The organism is Pseudomonas sp. (assembly GCF_030698175.1).
GTDB lineage: Bacteria > Pseudomonadota > Gammaproteobacteria > Pseudomonadales > Pseudomonadaceae > Aquipseudomonas.
Genome location: NZ_JAUYNT010000021.1, coordinates 122,322 through 140,758 on the forward strand (window position 1 = coordinate 122,322; position 18,437 = coordinate 140,758).

Below are 18,437 nucleotides of genomic sequence, written 5' to 3' on the forward strand. Positions count from 1 at the left end.
ATTAGCGCACGCCATCGCGACGTAATTGTGCCGGGGTAAACTCGGTCGGCTTCAGGGCCAGATTGAATTGGGTGGCCGGTTCTTCATTGGACAATATGCCAATCACATAACGGCCGCCCATCAAGTCATATACCGCGTCACCCATGCTCCAGACTAACGGCTGATCGTAATAGTTGACGGTATAGGACTCGCCCAGGCGCCAGAGTTTGTCTTGGCCGTCAAAATGGTCGGCCACCAGGATCTGGTAGCTGTCCTCATCGAAGTACAGATCGCGCTGTTTGTACTGGTGGCGCTGCCCCGCCTTGAGCGTGGCCCGCACATGCCAGACCCGGTGCAGCTCGTAACGCAGCAGGTCGGGATTGACGTGGCCGACCTTGACGATGTCGCTGTACTTGTTGGTTTTCGCGGCGAGGCGGTAGTTGTTGTAGGGCACATACATTTCCTGCTTGCCCACCAGCTTCCAGTCGTATTTATCCGGCGCACCGGAAAACATGTCGAAGTTGTCGGTGGTGCGCATGCCCTCGGACGCCGTGCCGGGTGAGTCGTAGGCCACATTCGGGGCCCGCCGCACGCGCCGCTGACCCGAGGCATAGAGCCAGGACAGGCGCGGTTCCTTGACCTGATTGAGCGTCTCATGCACCAGCAACTCGGTGCCGGCCAGGCGCGCCGGGGCCAATACCGACTGGCGGAAGTAGAAGAGGATATTGCCGTTGTCCTTGCTGTAGTCGCCAGCATCCTGGTTGAACAGAAACTGGTCTTCAATCTGGGTCATAAAATAGGCGCCACCGCTTTGCGGCACCGCCTGGGCGTAATGCCGCTTGGCGCTGTCACCGCGGTAGCGCGCCAGGTGATTCCACAGCACTTCCAGCGCCGACTGGGGAATCGGAAAAGGCGTCGCAGTGTGAAAGTCCGCGATGCCGTTGCCTCCCTCGATCAGCTTGGCGCTGCCCGCATTGGCCTTGGCCGCCGCGTAGACCTTGTCGGGATACGAGGCCGAGCGCCGCGTCGGATAGACCTGCAACTTCCAGCTCTGCGGATAACGCTCGAGCATGGCCGCCTGGCCCGGGCTCAACTGCCCACGGTATTGGGCCAGGTTGGCACGACTGATACTGAGCAAGGGCTGGTCGGCCGCAAAAGGGTCGAGGTAACTGCCGCTGGCATCCAGGGCATCGCTGCGCTGGGCCAGGCCACCGGTCCAGGCCGGAATGCTGCCGGCGGCGTTGCCGGCCATCTCCGCGCCCATGGGCGTGAGGTCTTTACCCAGGCGGGCGGCTTGCTCGCTAGGCACCTGGGCTTGCAGTAACTGGCTGGCCAGCAAGCTCACCACGAGCAAGCCACTGGGCAAAAATTTGAGTGTGCGCATGATGGTCGATCCTCTCTCAGAAACTGTATTTGACGTTGAAGCTCAGGAAGTCGCGGTCGCTGCGTTTGTTCAGCAAACCGCCGCCGCTGTAGCCCACGTACTTGGCGCCCACCGTCAGGGATTCCTGGTAGATCGCATCGACTCCCACCGAGTAGCTCTTGGCATCCTCAACCAGGCCATTGGTCAGCTGCGGCGCCACCCCATGGATGCCGTATTGATAGCCGAGGCTGGGCACCAAATTGACCAGGTTGAAGGCGTTGCTGTAGGTCAGTTGCAGGTTGGTTTGCGCGCCATAGGCACTGCTGGTGGCGGAGTAGTAATCGGTATCCGAGCCCAGGCCTTGCACCCGGCTGCCGACCAATTCAGAGGAGAGCAACGCCGAGTTGGCACCGAGGAAATCGGTAAAGTTGTAGAGCGCCACCAGCGAGGCCTGGTACATGTCCTTCTCGTGGTAACCGTCTAAGCGGCTGCCCACCGCCAGGCCTTGCCGACTGCCGAGCAAGGCGCTGGGCAGGTATTCGTTGAGGCCCAGGGCAATCGGCGTGTCGGGTCGGTAGCTCAGCTCACCGGCCAGCGACAAGCCATTAAACATACTGTCGCCACCGATCGAGGTGTTGAAGCTGATGCCGAGCAGATCGCGCTTCTCCAGGTACTCGGCGTAGTAGCTGGCGCTGCTGGCGTTGGGCAGCACGCCGACCACCGGCAAGGTGACGGTGTCGCCAACGGTCAAGCCGAGCATCGGCACCTGCATGTTGTAACGCAGGTAGTAGAGGCCCAGTTCGGTTTCATTCAGCTGCGGCACGTACCAGCGCAAGGCGGCGCCGTACTGCGCGGCATGGTCGGCGTCGAGATCCTCGCCACGGGGCATAAAGGTGGTCGGCAGATAACCCTTGCGCAGGTTGTTAAGGAAACCGGCCGGCAAGGCATCGACGTAGGCCTGGGCCATGCCCGGACTGTCGAAGGCATTGCCGCCCGCCAGCGGCTCTTGCAGCGGCGGCACCGACAGGTAGTTGCAACCTTCGCCGAGCACATCGAGGGTCGAGTAGTAGGTGCCGCAGGGGTCGATTTTGGACTTTTCCCAGGCCCAGCCCGGTTGCCAATAGCCCTCGACGCTGAGGTTGTCGCGCAGCTCCAAGGAGCCATAAGCCATGAACGTCGGCATATAGGCTTCTTTCACTTCCGAGCCGGGCGCGCGCAGGGCATTGATGTCCACCGGGTTGGTGGCGCCAATGCCGTTTTGGTAGAACAGCGACTCGCCCCAGTTGATCACCTGCCGGCCCAACCGCGCATTCAGGGCGCGCTCGTCCAGCTCCCAGCTGCCGTAGACAAAGGCATCCAGCAAGTCGACGCTGGAGCCGGCCTCGTCAAGACCGTCATTGCTGATCTGCCGATGCGGCAAGGTCTCGTCTTCCAGAACGTAGTCATAAAAGGCCCGCCCCCGGACGAACACGCCGTACTTGTCCTGAAAGCGCAGGTCCAGCTCCGACACGCCCTTGACCACTTCCGAGAACAGGTCGTGTTTGCTGAAGTTCAGGTCACCGTCATCCGAGTTGATCAACCCGGCGTTACTGCCGCGACCACCGTTGGCGCGGGCAATCAACTTGGCATCGCGCGCCTCCATGCGGTAACTCACGCCGTAGGACAGGGTGGTGTCCAGGGACATCGTCCAGTCGTCCTCGCGCAATTGAAACGCCTGCGCGGCGCCCAACGGCAAGGCGCTTAAGACCGCCAGACCGGCTAACGCCAGGGTCTTTACTTGATAGGTCACGGTGACCTCCTGTTGTTGTTTTTATCGGAATCGGAACACTTGTTCCCAATCAATCTAAACGCCAACAAGCGGAATTGGCAACCCTATTCCGAATTTTTTCTTGCGCCACTGATCGAGCCTGGGGCTTTGTGACCGTCCGTCGCCAGAGCCGTCGGCGATCACGGTTCAGGTAGCGGCTCTAGCCTGCCCTTTTGCCCGCCAGGCGCGCAGGTCGGCCAGGCAAAGTCCGAGGAAAAGCGAATCTCAGGCATTGACGGAATCGGAATATCAGTTTCATATTTAATGGGCAAGCCCCTAATAAAAACGGAGACGCCGCCATGCCCACTGCCCTAACTGCCCGTCTTGGACTCTGCTTAGCGCTGCTGCTGAGCAGCCTGCTGTGTACCTCGGCCTGGGCTGCATCGCCCTGTAGCGAGCGCAAACCCTTCTTGCTGATCCCCGGCAAGATCAGCTGCAGCCATCAATCCACCTGGGTGGCGTCTGGCCCGTTAAGCAGCCGTAAGGTGATTTACCAGGTGCCCAGCGGCACCCCGCCCGCCGGCGGTTGGCCGCTGGTGCTCTTCTATCAAGGGTCATTTTTTGCGCTGGACAGCTTCGTCTACTACAGCAACGAGTGGGCCGGGAAGCTCTACAACGAGGGCAAGACCATCAAGACCCTGCTCGACCATGGTTACGCGGTGATTGCCCCGAGCGCGCCGGCCGACCTGTTCTGGCAGACCAACATCCCCGGCCTGTCGGGGGCGCTGTACGAAACCAGCACCGACTTCACCTTTATCAGCAACCTGCTCGAGGGCGTTCGCCAGGGTCGCTTCGGCCCGCTGAATTCGCACCGCCAATACGCCACCGGGATTTCCAGCGGCGGCTATAACACCAGCCGGATGGCGGTGTCCTTCCCCGGCCAGTTCAAGGCGCTGGCGATTCACTCCGGCTCTTACGCCACCTGCTCAGGGCCACTGTGCGTGGTGCCCGACACCCTGCCGGCCGATCACCCGCCGACCACCTTCCTGCATGGCTTCATCGACACCGTAGTGCCGTGGTGGAGCATGGATATGTATTACGACCGCCTGCTGCAGCAGGGCATCGAAACCAGCCGCTACACCGAACCCCTGGGCAACCATGAATGGTTTGCCGCGTCGCCAGGCATCATCCTCGCCTGGTTCAACGCCCACCCTTGAGTCATAGGCCGCCGGCCCGGTACAGCTATAGCCTGGCGAACCGGGCCTGGTATTGGGCTGTTCAGTGCAACAAGAACGCCGCGACCCGCTGCGCCGAATCCTCGGGGTCTTGCTGCATAAAGCAGTGACCGCCGGCCACGGTTTGCCCGCTGACGTGGGAGCTAAGCGCCGACCAGCGCGCCACTGCGGTGGCAATAAAGGGATAAGTCTGCAGGCCGTAAATCACCTGGGTGGGGATTTGCACCTTGGCCAGTGACGACCACAGGCGCTTGGGGAAGGAGCCGAAGATATCCGCCTCGCGGCTCGGCCGGCATTTCAGCTCGACGCCGGCCTCCAGCGATTTGAGGCCGTGCTCGACATAGGCCCACAGAGCTTGATCAGTCCAGCCTTTAAACATGCCGCGACCGTGCAAGGCATCGAACGCCGCCTGCCGCGATGGCCATTGCCGGCGGCGGGTACGGGCCTTGCTGGCCATGCTGTTACGGCGGTACAAACCGACCACATCGGACAACGCCATCACGCCGATCATCGCCGGGGTAAAGAGCACCGGATCGAGCAACACCGCGCGGCTAAACAGCCCCGGTTGTTTGGCCAGCATCAGGCTGGTCAGCACTCCGCCAAAGCTGTGGCCCACGGCGTAAGTGGGCACTGCGCCGTAAATCCCCCGACCGGCATTAAAGGCTTCCAAGGCCAGGGCGGCGCTGCGGTTCCAACCGTGAAAACGGCCGCCGTGATCGCTGTCGCCATGGCCCTGAACGTCGCACAGCCAGAGGTCAAAATCGGCCGCCAGCAGGCGCAGCAAGGGCTCATAGGTGCGCCCGCAAAAACCGTTGCCATGCAGAAAATGCAGCAGCGGTTTACCCGACGGCGGCGTATGCCAGCCCCGCAAGGTAAAACCCGCCGAGCAGGCGTGTGACCACGGCAGTAACAACATGAAAAGACCCGCTTTAGAGAGTCTGTCCAGTCTAACCGGCCCGTCGGTACAAGGAAAATCGCGCGACAACTGCTAGGATGGCCGCCGACTTCTCTGCTACGTCTCGAGCGCCCATGGACATCTCCAGCCTGATTGACCTGTTTTTGCACCTAGACAGCCATCTCGACACCCTGATCAGCCAGTACGGCGTGTGGGTTTACGCCATCCTGTTTTTGGTGATTTTTTGCGAAACCGGGTTGGTGGTGATGCCGTTTCTGCCCGGCGACTCGCTGCTGTTTATCGCCGGCGCCGCCGCCACCCACAGCGGCCTCGACCCCTGGCTGCTGGCCGGCTGCCTGTTTGTCGCGGCAGTGCTGGGCGACAGTTGCAACTACTGGGTTGGGCGACGTTATGGGGTGCGCTTATTTGAGCGCGGCAACTCGAAAATATTCCGCCGCGACTACCTGCTGCGCACCGAAATCTTCTATGCCGACCACGGTGCCAAGACCGTCACCCTGGCGCGCTTTCTGCCGATTCTGCGCACCTTTGCGCCCTTCGTCGCCGGCCTCAGCCGCATGCCCTACGGCCAGTTCGTCAGCTACAGCGTGCTCGGCAGTGTGCTGTGGATCGGCGGCCTGATTACCCTCGGCTATCAGTTCGGTAATGTGCCCTTTATCAAACAGAACCTGACCCTGTTGATCCTTATCATCATCGGCCTGTCGCTGGTTCCGATGCTGCTCGGCTGGTGGCATCAGCGCCGGCAAAGCGCGCCGGCGGGCTAACACGGCGATGTTTGTACTGCTTGAGTCCACCGATCACAGCTTCATCAAGGAACTGCACGAGAGCCTGCAAGCCTACGGCATCGTTTGCCTGGTCAGCGATCTGGGCAGCGGCGCGGACGGCAACCAGCACTTCGCCATTCAGCTGGCCGTCTATTCGCAGATGGAGCGCGCCCGCCGCCTACTGTTCCACAGCGCAGACTTTGCCCGCTCGCTGCACCCGGAGTTTCTGCCGGCCCTGCAGCAGATCCGCGAGGTGCCCCGGCAACAGCTGCTGCGCTGGTTAACCTCGACCTGGGCGCTGCGCTTAACCGCCCTCTGTCTGGCGGCGGTGGTGCTCGGGCTACTGGGCGACGCGCTGCTCAAATAGCCGAGCATTAACTTAGCCGACACGCGGCTAAACCCAGGCGCAACGCCGCCGCGTCCTGGGCCTGGCTAAAGATCAACTCAAGGCGCGAATCGTTGCGCCACTCGGTGCTGCGCCAATGCGGCGCTTGGCCGTCCAACATGTTGGCCGACAGCCAACCGGCGTTGGTCTGCAGCACCAGTTTGGCCCGCCGCCAAGGCAGGCTGGCCAGCCATTGCTGCAGGCGCATCAGCTCGAACTGCTGACTCGGGTGCCAGCGCCAGCCGATGCTCCAGCCTTCCGGTTGCACTTGAATCAGGCAAATCGGCTGACTGGTATCGGTCCAGACCTGCGCCATTGGCGCCGCCCCTTGCGGCAGTTGCAACGCTTCATTGGCCGGTTGCGCCTGCGCGGCAAAACCCGGCAACTGCTCCAGCTCGAGCTGGCCTTGGGTGGTCCAGTGCAAGGGCGTGACCGGCAACTGCGCCTGCAGCCTGGTACGCACGGCGGCGTCCAGACCTTCGGCCTTATTCAGCAACAACAAACCGGCTAACGCCAATGCATCCTGTTGATTGTCCGGCAGCGGCTGACCGGCAGCCAATGCCGCCGCATCCAGCACCAGCACCGGCGGTTGCAGCGCCAATACGCCAAGCCAGGGCGGCTCGGCCAACTGGCGCAATAACTCGGCCGGATGGCCCAGCCCGGAAGGCTCGATAAACAACCGGTCCGGCTCGGCTTGGCGTAACAAGCGTGCCAGACCAATCTGAAACGGCGCGCCATTCACGCAGCACAGGCAGCCACCGGCCACCTCCGACAGGCTGATGCCATCGGCACTGGTGGTCAGCAACGCCTGATCCAGACCCACCAGACCAAACTCATTAATCAGCACCGCCCAGCGCTCAGCCACCGGCTTGTGCGCCAGCAGATGGCGCAACAAACTGGTTTTACCGGCGCCCAAGGGCCCGGCAATCAGGTGCGTGGGAATATTGCTCAGCATGCTTGGGCTCGGTTTTGGGCTAAGTTGGCGAAATGATGATTATGCTGCCGCCTTTATGGGCGACAGGAAAGTGCCGTGTAGGGTCTGTTGCCATTTCATCACGCGGCTTGCGCTGAAACGGCAACAGACCCTAAAGTCGCGCGGTTTATTTTTGGCGCTGCCCGTTATGGATTGATGGCCGATTTCGTAGAGTGGGCTTAAGGTCGGGCATTTGTAGGATGGGTTAGCCGCGTAGTGGCGTAACCCATCGCGGGCGACCGACATGATTGCCGCCGATGGGTATCGCTACGCTCAACCCATCCTACGAAAAGCCGCCTGCAACAGTTAACGGCTACATAGCCTTATTTTTTGGAGCCAATTTATGCGTATTTGGATTGCCCTGTGCCTGTCTGCCCTGCCCTTACTCGCCCAGGCCGAAGCTTGCATCGTCCACAGCAAGGGCGCGCAGGTGGAGGTTAAAGTCTGCCAGCAGAACCGCACCATCCCGGCCAACTTGTTTCACGATGGCTTTTGCCAACCGCAATTAAGCGGGCAAAAGATCGATGTCAGCTACGCCGAACAATGCCCAAGCGGCGCCTTCGGCGTTTGCCGTAACGCCCATGTCGGCGGCAGCGCTTATCAACAAGACATTTATTACTACGGCGTGGCGACCGACGCGCGCCTGCTCAAACCGGCCTGCGAGCAACAAAGCAAAGGCGTATGGATGGCGCCCTAAGCCGCATTAGCAGCTCAATTTACGCCAGCCAATCCAGCGTCAGCAGCAAACGCCGCTGACCAGATGGCAGCGGCGGGGAGCGATGGATCAGCCCCGCGCCTTCGTTACCCAGCCACTTCTCGCCTTTGGCCAACAGCACATGACCGGCGGCGCTGCGCTCGATCAGGCCGATGTCCTGCGGTTCGGCCGCCGGATCACCCAATTGGCGGCGCGCCATCACTCCCTCGCGCAGCCACTGGCTGCCCACCCCGGCATAGCTGGTGATCAGCCGCAGCGGCACTTGGTCAACGTGAAAACGCGGGCACATAGCCTTATCCAGCAGGCGCAAACGCAAGCCGATACGCTTGGCATCCAGCAGGTAAGCAAAGGCGCTGACCAACCAACTCACGTCGGCGAGGAAATCCGCCTGGCCGGGTATTGCAGCGCAGTGCTCGACCAGGTTGGCCAGCCCGAGCGGCGCCTCACCACTGGCCAACTCAATCATCATCGACTGAGCCAACGGCTCACCCTTGGCCAACACATGCTCGGCAAAAGCACTCACTGGCGCCGCCAGTGAGCGTTGCCACAGGGCCAGATTGACCTCATCACGCAGCACCTCGCCGAGCACTTCCACCTGCCGGCCGAGTATTTGCGTCGGTGCCCACCGCGCGCCTGCGGCCAGCATCAGGCGGCCTCCTCATACCAGGGCCCGAAGGGGTCCGGCAGGGCGCGCCAGGCCTCGATGCCCAGGGCGATTTCCGCGTCGTCCAGCAGGCAGGCGTCCAGCTCGGCGGTGAGCCGGGCGAAGTCGATGTTCTGGCCGATAAAGACCAGCTCCTGACGACAGTCGCCGACTTCCGCCAGCCAGTTACCCATAATTGCCTGCACGCCCTCGTCATCCTCGGGCCACTGGTGTTTCGGCACAAAGCGCCACCAACGTCCGGCAAAACCATGGCGCATCAGGCCACCGGCCTGGGACCAACTGCCGGCCTCTTGATACTTGCTGGCCAGCCAGAAAAAGCCCTTGGAGCGCAGCAGGCGGCCATTGCTCCATTCGCAGTTGATGAAGTTGAAGAAACGCTCGGGGTGCAACGGCCGACGCGCTCGCCAGACGCTGGACGCAATGCCGTATTCCTCGGTTTCCGGCACATGCTCGCCACGCAGTTCCTGCAACCAACCCGGCGCCTGGGCGGCCCGTTCGAAGTCGAAGCGGCCAGTATTGAGCAGCTTCGCCAGCGGCACCTGGCCCATGCTCATTGGCACGATCTCGGCGTGGCTGTTGAGCCGGCGCAGGATGGCCAGCAGCTCCTCACGTTCGGCGCTGGCGATCAGGTCGATCTTGCTGAGCAGAATCACGTCGGCGAACTCCACCTGCTCGATCAGCAAATCGGTGATCGAGCGTTCATCGTCTTCGCCCAGGGTTTCGCCACGGCTGGCCAGGCTTTCGGCGGCATGAAAGTCCTGCAGGAAGTTCACCCCGTCGACCACCGTGACCATGGTGTCGAGACGCGCGATGTCGGCCAGGCTCTGGCCGTCTTCCCCACGGAAGGTGAAGGTTTCCGCCACCGGCAGCGGCTCGGAAATCCCGGTCGACTCGATCAGCAGGTAGTCGAAACGGCCCTCACGGGCCAGCCTTCCGACTTCCTCTAGCAGGTCTTCACGCAGGGTGCAGCAGATACAGCCATTGCTCATCTCAATGAGTTTTTCTTCGCTGCGACTCAAGTTGACATCGCGCTGCACCGCGCTGCCATCGATGTTGATTTCGCTCATGTCGTTGACTATCACCGCGACCTTGAGACCTTCGCGGTTACGCAGAATGTAATTGAGCAGGGTGCTTTTACCGGCGCCGAGAAAGCCGGAGAGCACGGTGACGGGGAGGCGATTGGACACAGGGACGATCCTCAACATAAAGCGCTATAGGCTATTTTCAGCGCGCGGCTGCTCCTGACGGCGAGCGTGATCGACAGGAGCACTGCGCAATTTCAAGGCAATACGCCGGCTACAAATTCCGTTATAACATAACATATATGTTACGGATGACAGTCCCGGTTTTCTGACGGTCTTTACCGCCCAGGCGCGCAAAGCACTCCGCGGCCATCAACTACGGCCGGCGATAAAACCTGATGGCTTTGCGCTAATACCGCCATTTTGCTGCGCTTCGAGCCACGCACGCAGGCCTGCCGGGGCGGGGGATTTGCTGCTAGGTTAGCGTTCTGCGCCCGCACCCCCTCCCACGAGAGCCCTTTATGTTTCCCGAAAGCAGCATTCCCGAACTGGCCCATGTGATTCAACTGGCAGTCGCCCCGGTGTTTTTGCTGACCGCCATCAGCACCATGCTGGCGGTACTGACCAACCGGCTATCGCGGGTGGTCGATCGCACCCGCAAGCTGGAGAGCTTTATTCTTGAGCACCCCGAGCGCTCGACCCAGCCGCGCACCGAGCTGTACATGCTGTTTAGCCGCACCGTGCTGTGCAACCGCGCCATCAGCCTGTGTACCCTCACCGCACTGCTGATCTGCACGGTGATTGGCCTGCTGTTTATTAGCGCCTTGCTGAGTTTCAACGCCACCTTGGCGGTGGCGGCGTTGTTCGTGGTCAGCATGGGCACTTTTATCTTTGCGCTACTGAGCTTTCTGCAGGAAATCCGCGTGGCTTCGACCGCCCTGGAAAACTCCGCCAAACAAATTCTGGAGTTGACCAACCAGCGCATCCAGAAGCCCTGAGTGAGCGCGCGGATTCGGCATCAATCCGCGCCAGCTTCTTGCCCGTCGTCGGCAGCCGGTAGGCATTTTTGTTCGAGCAGTATTTGCTCCAGCTCCGCCAGTGCCAGCGGCGGGCTGAAATAATAACCCTGGATTTGATCGCAACTGTGCTCGCGCAAGTACGCCAGTTGCGCGGCCGTCTCCACCCCTTCGGCGATAACCTGCATCTTCAGGCTATGGGCCATGCCGATGATCGCCAGGGTAATCGCGGCATCGTCGGGGTTAGTAGTGATGTCGCGGATAAAGGCGATGTCGATCTTCAGTTTGTCGATCGGGAAACGGCGCAAATAGGCCAGGCTCGAATAGCCGGTGCCAAAGTCATCGATGGAAATCTGCACCCCGTGCTGCTTTAAATTTTGCAATTTCGCAATAGTGCGCTCGGTGTTCGCCATCAGCGAGCTCTCGGTCAGCTCCAGCTCCAGCAGATGGCCGGCGATATGGTTGTCGGCCAGGGCCTTAATCACATCACCCTCCAAATCGCCGTCGAGCAGTTGGCGGGCGGCGACATTCACCGCTATCTGTAACGGGCCGATCGAGGAGCCCAGCCAGAGTCCGATCTGCTTACTGGCCGTGGCAATCACCCAACTGCCTACGCGTACTATCAGCCCGGTCTCCTCCAACACCGGAATAAACTCATAGGGCGCCACCAGCCCGTGCCCTGGCCGCCGCCAGCGCAGCAAAGCCTCAAGCCCGACAACCCGGCCACTGCTGAGCTGCACCTTGGGTTGGTAATACAAGACGAACTCATCGTTGTCGCAGGCTTTGTGCAAGGCCTCTTCGAGCTCGAGTCGCGCCAACACATCGACATTCATTTGCGCGGTAAAAAAACTGAAGGTGTTACGCCCCGCTTGTTTGGCCCGGTACATCGCCGTGTCGGCGAATTTGATCAGGCTGTCCGCATCAGAGGCATCGTCGGGATGGACGGTGATGCCGATGCTCGCGGTGACGTCCACTGCGTGGCCATTCAGATCGAAGGGCACCGATAACGCCTCGCGAATTTTATTGGCCACCAAGGCGGCGCCTTGCTGGCCCTGGCGCGCCAGAATCAAAGCAAACTCATCGCCACCCAGGCGGCCGACCCCATCGCGCACGCCCACGCATTGCACCAAACGATTGCTGAACTGGCCGAGCAATTCATCGCCAATCGCGTGCCCCTGGGTCTCATTGACATTCTTGAACTGGTCCAGGTCGATATACAAAACGGCGACCGGCCAGCCGCCATCTGCGGCCTGCGCCAAAGTATGCTTGAGGGTTTCATAAAATAACCGGCGGTTAGGCAGGCCGGTGAGGGCATCGTAATGGGACAGATGTTGCAGGCGTAGCTGGGCTTGTTTGCGCTCGCTGATGTCACGCAGCACGCTGACGATGATCCACTCGCTGCCGAAGCGCTGCGCCAGCCGATGCACTTCGACCTCGATCAGGGAGCCGTCGACGCGGCGTACCTGGGTTTCGGTCAACTGGTTGGTACCGTGCCCGGCAATCAGGGCATCGTAAATACCCTCCAAGTATTCACGCGGCCCCACACTGATAGTCACCGGGTTCACCAGGAACAACTCATCACGGGCATAGCCGAGCATTTTACAGGCAGTCGCATTGAACTCGATAAAGCGCATGTTGCTGCGACTCACCAGCATAATGGCGTCGGCAGTGGCGTCCATCGCGGTACGAAAGCGCTGTAGGTCGACCGTGCGCGCTTGCACCTGCTGCTCGAGGATCACGCTGTAGTTTTTCAGAAAATCGCCATATTCTTTCAAGCGCAATAAATTGCGCACTCTCAGCGACAATTCGGCACGGTCGAATGGCTTGGTTAAAAACTCTTCCGCTCCCGACTTGAGGCCTGCCAGCCGCGCGCTGCGGTCGATTAGTGCGGTCAGCATGATGATCGGAATATGTGCGGTGGCGGGGTTGGCTTTGAGTGTGCTGGCCACCTCGTAGCCGTTCATGCCGGGCATCATGATGTCGAGCAAAATCAGGTCTGGGGCCAGTTGCGCGATGGAGGCCAAGGCATCTTCGCCATCGGCGGCGCTGAGGGTCAAATAACCTTCGGCCTGCAGCAGCGCCTCCAGCAGCTTACGGTTCTGGGCTTCATCATCGACGATAAGAATGGTGGCAATCGGGCTGGTCATGGCTGCTGATCCGAGGAGGTTGTGCTGCTGGCCGAACCCTTGACCGCAGCCATGAGGCTGTCGATCACTGCGTACAACTCCTGGTAATGCAAAGGCTTGGCGATATAGCCGTCGCAACCGGCTAGCCGGCTCTTCTCCTGATCGGCTTTCATCGCCAGGGCGGTCAGCGCGATGACGGGAATGGCGACGGTGGCCGGATCTTGTTTGAGCAGCGCGGTGGCCGCCAAGCCGTCCATGCCGGGCAGCTGGATGTCCATCAAAATCAGATCCGGATGGTCGCTGCGCGCCAGGATCAAACCGGTTTCCGCATCGGTTGCGCTCAGCACGCTATGGCCGGCATTCAGCAGCAGCAGGGTTGCCAGTTTCATGTTCGCCGGATTGTCTTCAATGACTAATATTCTGGCCATCGGGTGCTCTCTTTAATGTGGCAATAATGCCCGCCTGACCTCGGCGAGAAACTGCGCTTGATTGAGCCCGGCTTTTTCGGCTATCTGTATGCCCTGGCCCGAATCGCCATTGAGCATGGCGCGGTCCTGCGACGTGACCTGTTTGGCGGTCACCACCAGAATCGGGATCTTCGCGGTACGCGCATCGGCGTGCAGCTCTTGCACCACATCGAAACCACTCACGTCCGGCATCAGCAAATCGAGCAGAATCAAGTCCGGCTGTAGCTGCTGCGCCAGGCTGATCGCCTCGCGGCCACCATAGGCGCGCACCAGCGAATAGTTCGCGGCCGGCAAGAGCGCGGCAATCATCTCCACGGCTTGCGGATCGTCGTCGACTATCAAGAGCCGATGGCTATGCTTGGCATCTGGCTGCAAACCCAGGTGCTCCAGCGCGGCTCTCAGTTCGGCGCTGTGGATAGGCATTTGCAACACGGCCGCGGCGCCATCGGTGAGGGCCAGATTGCGCTCCAACAGCCCGGCGATAAGCACCAGCGGCACCTGCGCTAGGGCGCTATGTTCATGCAGTTGGCGGAGAAACGCCTGGCCTTCGGCCTCCGGCAGTTGCAGGTCCAGAATGATCAAACTGAGAGATTGCAGAGGCGCCAGCAGCAGCGCCTCCTCGGCACTGGCCGCGCGCAACAGGCTAAAACCCTCGGCGTTGAGCAACCGGCGGATCAAATCAGCCATGGCGTCGTCGCCCTCGATCAACAACGCCGTGCGTTCATTGGCCGGCGCTGCGTAGAGGCTAGTCACGCTGGCACCGGTGGGCGCGGTGAGCAGGGCTTGCGCCGTCGTGCGCAGCGGCAACCAGGCGGCAAAGCACGAGCCCTCGCCCTCACCGCTGGCCACCGCCACGCTGCCGCCATGCAGTTCGGCCAGTTGTTTGACCATTGCCAGACCGAGACCGGTGCCCTCGAATTTGCGCGCCAGACTGCTGTCGATCTGGCTAAAGGCCTGGAACAGTTTTTTCATATTATTGGCGGAAATCCCGATGCCGTTGTCGCTGACGCAGATTTCGAGAAACTCGCGGTACTCATTGTCGGCCAAGGGAAAGCGGTGCACCGGCCAGGTACCGGCCAGCGTACCCACGCTGGCGCGCGTGACGCTCCGGGCGCGCAGGCTCACGCGACCACCACCACCACCACCACCACTGAATTTGACTGCATTGGACAGCAGGTTGTAGATAATTTGCTTGGTTTTGCGCGTATCCAACTGGGATAGGCCCAAGTCTTCGCTGATATCCAGCTCCAGCTGGATGCGCTGGGCAGCGGCCTTTTCCTTGACGATCGACAAGCTGTTGGAGAGCAGGCTGCGCAAGTCGACCTCCTCCAGTTCGAGCTCCATCATGCCGGCTTCGACCTTGGATAAATCCAGAATGTCGTTGATCAGCGACAGCAGGTGCTGGCCACTGGTAAAAATATCGCCGATGTATTCGCGCTGCTTATCGCTCATCTCACCCATCAAGCCATCCTTGAGCGCCTCGGAAAAACCGATGATGGCATTCAGCGGGGTGCGCAATTCATGGGACATGGTGGCCAGAAACTCCGATTTCATCCGGCTGGCATGCTCCAATTCGATGTTTTTCTCTTGCAGGGCGCGCTCGAAGCGTTTGCGCTCGGTAACATCCCGCGCCGCGGCAAACACCCCCTGCAATTTGCGGTCACGGTCATGGAAGGTCGCGGCGTTGTAGGACACCACCGTTTCTTCGCCATTCAAGGCGCGCACGGTCAGTTCGTAGTTACTGACTTTATTTTCGCTGAGCACCCGTTTGATCGCGGCATCTGCCCGGCCTGGATCGGTAAAGAAATTTTTGCAGTGCGCGCCGATCAGCTCATCACGCGTGCGCCCGGTGAGCGCAATCATCTGTTGATTGACGTCCGAGATGATCCCCTGGGGGTCGGTGGTCATCAGCGCGTCGATGTTCGATTCGATCAACGAGCGGGTATAGAACTGCTGGTCACGCAGGCGTTGATCGAGCAGCGCCTGGGCGGCCTCGACCTGTTTGCGCGCAGTGTTGTCGGTGCCGATCAGCAGATAACCGATGATCGCGTCCTGCACATCGCGCAGCGCCGTGACCGAGACGATGGCCGGAAAGCGACTCTCGTCTTTACGCACATAGGTCAGCTCGTAAATGTCTTCGATGCCGCGTGAGGCCTTGAACACCAGCGCTTCAAAGCCCGGCGTAATCGCCGTATCCAGCTCCAGGCTGAGCAGCCTGGCCCGCTCGATCAGCTCTTGCGGGTCGGAGATATCGGCCGGGGTGATTTTGTTCATCACCTCCGCCGCCGTGTAGCCAAGCATGCGCTCGGCACCGACGTTGAAGATCTGGATCACACCCTTTTCATCGGTGGCGATGCTGGAGAAGTTGGCACTGTTGAAAATCGCACTCTGCAAGGCCCCGGCCTTGAGCAGCGCCTCTTCTGCCTGCTTGCGCGCGGTGTTATCGGTGCCGATCAACAGATAGCCGATGATGGTGTTTTGCGCATCGCGCAGGGCGGTGACCGAAACCACCGCCGGGAAGCGGCTGCCATCTTTACGGATATAGCTCAGCTCGTAGATGTCTTCGATGCCCCGTGAAGCCTTGAACACCAAGGCCTCGAAACCGGGCGTAATGGGCGTGCCAAGCTCGACGCTGAGGGCCTTGGCCCGCGCGATGACTTCTTGCGGATCAGAAATGTCGGCCGGGGTGATTTTGTTCATCACCTCGGCCGCCGTGTAGCCGAGCATGCGTTCGGCGCCGACGTTGAAGATTTGAATCACGCCCTTGGCGTCGGTGGCGATGCTGGAGAAGTTGGCACTGTTAAAGATCGCACTCTGCAAGGCCCCAGCCTTGAGCAACGCCTCTTCGGCCTGCTTACGGGCGGTGTTATCGGTGCCGATCAACAGATAGCCAATGATGGCGTCATCCACATCGCGCAGGGCGGTGACCGACACCACCGCCGGGAAGCGGCTGCCATCCTTGCGGACATAGCTCAGCTCGTAGATATCCTCGATGCCCCGTGAGGCTTTGAACACCAAGGCCTCGAAGCCGGGCGTAATCTTTGTGCCAAGCTCGACGCTGAGCGCTTGGGCGCGCGCTATGACTTCTTGCGGATCGGAAATATCGGCCGGGGTGATTTTGTTCATCACCTCCGCCGCCGTGTAGCCGAGCATGCGCTCGGCGCCGACGTTGAAGATTTGAATTACGCCCTTGGCGTCGGTGGCGATGCTAGAGAAGTTGGCACTGTTGAAAATCGCGTCCTGCAAGGCGCCCATTTTTAGCAGCGTTTCTTGACGGCCAATTTCAACAGTGCTTTCCGGGCTGGCCGGCGTCTTGCCCGCATCATCATCTGAGCCGCTATTCGACATAAATTTCTTCCTGCGAAAAATCACAGCTCAGCAAGCGGCGCAGACCAAGAAGCCAGCCAATCGACTGCCGAGCTGTGCCCACAGATGATTATTGCTATCCGCGCCAAATCGCGAACAAACCGCCGACGAGGAGCAAATAACTTAAAGAAACGATAGCAGAGCCGCCCCATTGATCAAGGCAGCAGAGCCACCGCTCAGCCGCGTGGTTTAAGGCCTGCAAGGTGCAACGCTGATAATCCACCGACAAAAAAACGCATATAAACGCGACTTTCTGGCTTATCCAGCGCACTGTTGTTAGCGCGCCGCGACGACCCGACTAAGCTGTGAGTTAGGCCGCTATCTCAATAAGGTGTTCTGGCATGTCAGCATCAACCGGTGTGCAACACGAAAACGAAAATCTGGCGGACTCCGTCTTCAGGGACATTGATCTCAGCGGCTCACGCTTTGAAGACGTCAGCCTGCGCAATGCCGTATTTGAAAACAGCGCATCGAGCGGCGCAACGCTACGCAATGTTTGTCTTGCCGGCGTGTCCATTGAGGATGCAAACCTTGAGGGCATGACCATTGATGGCGTGCTGGTCTACGATTTATTTAAAGCCTATAAACAAACTAAGGCTCAGTAGTTATTGGCATCACTGCACACCGATGTCAAACCACTCACGGCGCGGCGCTTGACCCCCAGGGCCGCAAACCTATGCATAACCATAAGAAGTGCTGCCGATGCCCCTGCCCTCCCTGCTGGTCTGTGACGACTCCAACATGGCCCGCAAACAATTGCTGCGTTCGCTGCCCGCACGCTGGCCGGTGACCATCGAACAGGCGGCCAATGGCCTGGAAGCCATGGTGATTCTGCGGCAGGGCAAGACGGATGTGCTGCTGCTGGATCTGACCATGCCAGAGATGGACGGCTACGAAGTGCTCGCCGCCGTAAAAGCCGAAGGCCTGGCCTGCAAGATCATAGTGGTCTCCGGCGACGTGCAGGAGCAGGCGGTTCAGCGCGTGATGGCGTTAGGCGCTCTGGCCTTTGTGCAGAAGCCGGCGGACCCCGAGCTGCTCAAACAAGCCCTGAGTCGCCTGGGCCTACTGGATGCCCACAGCGACTCGGTGACACCCCGCCCACACAACATTGAATCGAGCATTAGTTTCACCGATGCCTTCCGTGAAGTCGTCAACGTCGCCATGGGTGGGGCCGCAGCCTTGCTGGCGCGGGTGCTGTGCGTGTTCATCCGCCTGCCGGTGCCCAACGTGAATATTTTCGAGGTCGGCGAGTTGCATATGGCCCTGGCCGATGTGCAGCGTGGCGAGGGCCATACCGCCGTGTGCCAAGGCTTTATCGGCGGTGGCATTGCCGGCGAGGCGCTGCTGATTTTTCACGACTCGGAAGTCGACGACATGGCCCAGCTGCTGCACTGGTTCAGCCGCGACTATTCCCCCATGGAAATGCTTCTGGACCTCTCTACCGTGCTGATTGGCGCCTGCCTGAGCGGCATCGCCAAACAGATCGATGTGCAGTTTTCCAAGAGCCACCCGATGGTCTTGGGCGAGCACGCCTCCATCGATGAGCTGATCCGTCTCAACCGGCCTCGCTGGAAGAGCACCCTGGCGGTGGAGATCAGTTACAGCATTGAAGGCCACCAGATTCATTTCGACCTGCTGCTGCTGTTCACCGAAGACTCGGTGGCACTGCTGTCCAACAAGCTTGATTACCTGATGAACTGAG

The 18,437-nt window shown here is 60.3% G+C and carries 16 protein-coding genes and 2 pseudogenes; 7 read left to right on the top strand and 11 right to left on the bottom strand.

The features are described 5' to 3' along the window. Nucleotide 1 precedes the first annotated feature (1 nt). Together Q8R10_RS11370 and Q8R10_RS11375 are read right to left on the bottom strand one after the other, a co-directional pair. Entirely contained in the window at nucleotides 2-1,363 is a 1,362-nt protein-coding gene (locus Q8R10_RS11370; RefSeq protein ID WP_305653838.1) for a DUF1329 domain-containing protein, read from the bottom strand. A 16-nt stretch (nucleotides 1,364-1,379) separates the two neighbouring features. Next, entirely contained in the window at nucleotides 1,380-3,131 is a 1,752-nt protein-coding gene (locus Q8R10_RS11375; RefSeq protein ID WP_305653840.1) for a DUF1302 domain-containing protein, read from the bottom strand. A 317-nt stretch (nucleotides 3,132-3,448) separates the two neighbouring features. Between Q8R10_RS11375 and Q8R10_RS11380 the strand changes: the two genes are divergently transcribed. Further along, the gene (locus Q8R10_RS11380; RefSeq protein ID WP_305653842.1) at nucleotides 3,449-4,306 is read left to right on the top strand and encodes a plasmid partitioning protein; all 858 of its coding nucleotides are present in this window, start codon (nucleotides 3,449-3,451) and stop codon (nucleotides 4,304-4,306) included. A gap of 61 nt (nucleotides 4,307-4,367) precedes the next feature. Here the strand turns inward: Q8R10_RS11380 and Q8R10_RS11385 are convergent, their stop codons facing one another. Beyond that, complete coding sequence (locus tag Q8R10_RS11385; protein ID WP_305653844.1) at nucleotides 4,368-5,240, bottom strand: alpha/beta fold hydrolase; 873 nt, start codon at nucleotides 5,238-5,240, stop codon at nucleotides 4,368-4,370. A gap of 113 nt (nucleotides 5,241-5,353) precedes the next feature. Between Q8R10_RS11385 and Q8R10_RS11390 the strand changes: the two genes are divergently transcribed. Both Q8R10_RS11390 and Q8R10_RS11395 read left to right on the top strand, forming a co-directional pair. Beyond that, on the top strand, nucleotides 5,354-6,001 hold the full coding sequence (locus Q8R10_RS11390) for a DedA family protein (protein WP_305653846.1): 648 nt from the start codon (nucleotides 5,354-5,356) through the stop codon (nucleotides 5,999-6,001). 7 nt (nucleotides 6,002-6,008) lie between these two features. Continuing rightward, nucleotides 6,009-6,368 carry a hypothetical protein gene (locus tag Q8R10_RS11395; protein ID WP_305653848.1) on the top strand — a complete coding sequence of 120 codons (360 nt, stop codon included), beginning with the start codon at nucleotides 6,009-6,011 and terminating at the stop codon, nucleotides 6,366-6,368. A gap of 7 nt (nucleotides 6,369-6,375) precedes the next feature. Here Q8R10_RS11395 and Q8R10_RS11400 read toward each other — a convergent pair whose 3' ends face one another. After that, nucleotides 6,376-7,341: a GTP-binding protein gene (locus Q8R10_RS11400; RefSeq protein ID WP_305653850.1), complete on the bottom strand. Its 966-nt coding sequence runs from the start codon at nucleotides 7,339-7,341 to the stop codon at nucleotides 6,376-6,378. Nucleotides 7,342-7,702: 361 nt separating this feature from the next. On the opposite strand from Q8R10_RS11400, the gene Q8R10_RS11405 reads away from it, so the two are divergent. Further along, nucleotides 7,703-8,056, top strand: a complete 354-nt coding sequence (locus Q8R10_RS11405) for an NADH:ubiquinone oxidoreductase (protein WP_305653852.1) — start codon at nucleotides 7,703-7,705, stop codon at nucleotides 8,054-8,056. A 19-nt stretch (nucleotides 8,057-8,075) separates the two neighbouring features. On the opposite strand, the gene Q8R10_RS11410 is transcribed toward Q8R10_RS11405, so the two are convergent. Next, nucleotides 8,076-8,720 (bottom strand): DUF1826 domain-containing protein, encoded by a 645-nt coding sequence (locus tag Q8R10_RS11410; protein ID WP_305653854.1) that lies wholly within the window; start codon nucleotides 8,718-8,720, stop codon nucleotides 8,076-8,078. Further along, nucleotides 8,720-9,925, bottom strand: coding sequence for a zinc metallochaperone GTPase ZigA (zigA, locus tag Q8R10_RS11415; protein ID WP_305653856.1), 1,206 nt, complete (start codon nucleotides 9,923-9,925; stop codon nucleotides 8,720-8,722). Before zigA ends, Q8R10_RS11410 begins: the two co-directional genes overlap by 1 nt. 356 nt (nucleotides 9,926-10,281) lie before the next feature. On the opposite strand from zigA, the gene Q8R10_RS11420 reads away from it, so the two are divergent. Beyond that, the gene (locus Q8R10_RS11420) at nucleotides 10,282-10,758 is read left to right on the top strand and encodes a DUF2721 domain-containing protein (RefSeq protein ID WP_305653857.1); all 477 of its coding nucleotides are present in this window, start codon (nucleotides 10,282-10,284) and stop codon (nucleotides 10,756-10,758) included. Between the two features lie 20 nt (nucleotides 10,759-10,778). On the opposite strand, the gene Q8R10_RS11425 is transcribed toward Q8R10_RS11420, so the two are convergent. The 5 genes and pseudogenes from Q8R10_RS11425 to Q8R10_RS20860 form a co-directional block, all read right to left on the bottom strand. After that, nucleotides 10,779-12,923: a bifunctional diguanylate cyclase/phosphodiesterase gene (locus Q8R10_RS11425; protein WP_305653859.1), complete on the bottom strand. Its 2,145-nt coding sequence runs from the start codon at nucleotides 12,921-12,923 to the stop codon at nucleotides 10,779-10,781. Further along, a complete protein-coding gene (locus Q8R10_RS11430; RefSeq protein ID WP_305653861.1) occupies nucleotides 12,920-13,330 on the bottom strand; it encodes a response regulator in 411 nt (136 codons plus the stop codon). The genes Q8R10_RS11425 and Q8R10_RS11430 overlap by 4 nt, the downstream gene beginning before the upstream one ends. Nucleotides 13,331-13,342: 12 nt before the next feature. Continuing rightward, nucleotides 13,343-14,122 (bottom strand): response regulator, encoded by a 780-nt coding sequence (locus Q8R10_RS20850; RefSeq protein ID WP_371133328.1) that lies wholly within the window; start codon nucleotides 14,120-14,122, stop codon nucleotides 13,343-13,345. 33 nt (nucleotides 14,123-14,155) lie between these two features. Beyond that, a pseudogene (locus tag Q8R10_RS20855) lies at nucleotides 14,156-15,784 on the bottom strand (PAS domain-containing sensor histidine kinase); the annotation flags it as partial. A gap of 3 nt (nucleotides 15,785-15,787) precedes the next feature. Then, nucleotides 15,788-16,717 (bottom strand): annotated as a pseudogene (locus tag Q8R10_RS20860) (PAS domain-containing protein); the annotation flags it as partial. Nucleotides 16,718-17,076: 359 nt separating this feature from the next. Between Q8R10_RS20860 and Q8R10_RS11440 the strand changes: the two are divergent. Both Q8R10_RS11440 and Q8R10_RS11445 read left to right on the top strand, forming a co-directional pair. Beyond that, the gene (locus Q8R10_RS11440; RefSeq protein WP_305653864.1) at nucleotides 17,077-17,340 is read left to right on the top strand and encodes a pentapeptide repeat-containing protein; all 264 of its coding nucleotides are present in this window, start codon (nucleotides 17,077-17,079) and stop codon (nucleotides 17,338-17,340) included. Nucleotides 17,341-17,437: 97 nt separating this feature from the next. Then, entirely contained in the window at nucleotides 17,438-18,436 is a 999-nt protein-coding gene (locus Q8R10_RS11445; RefSeq protein WP_305653866.1) for a response regulator, read from the top strand. The last annotated feature ends 1 nt before the right edge of the window (nucleotide 18,437 follow it).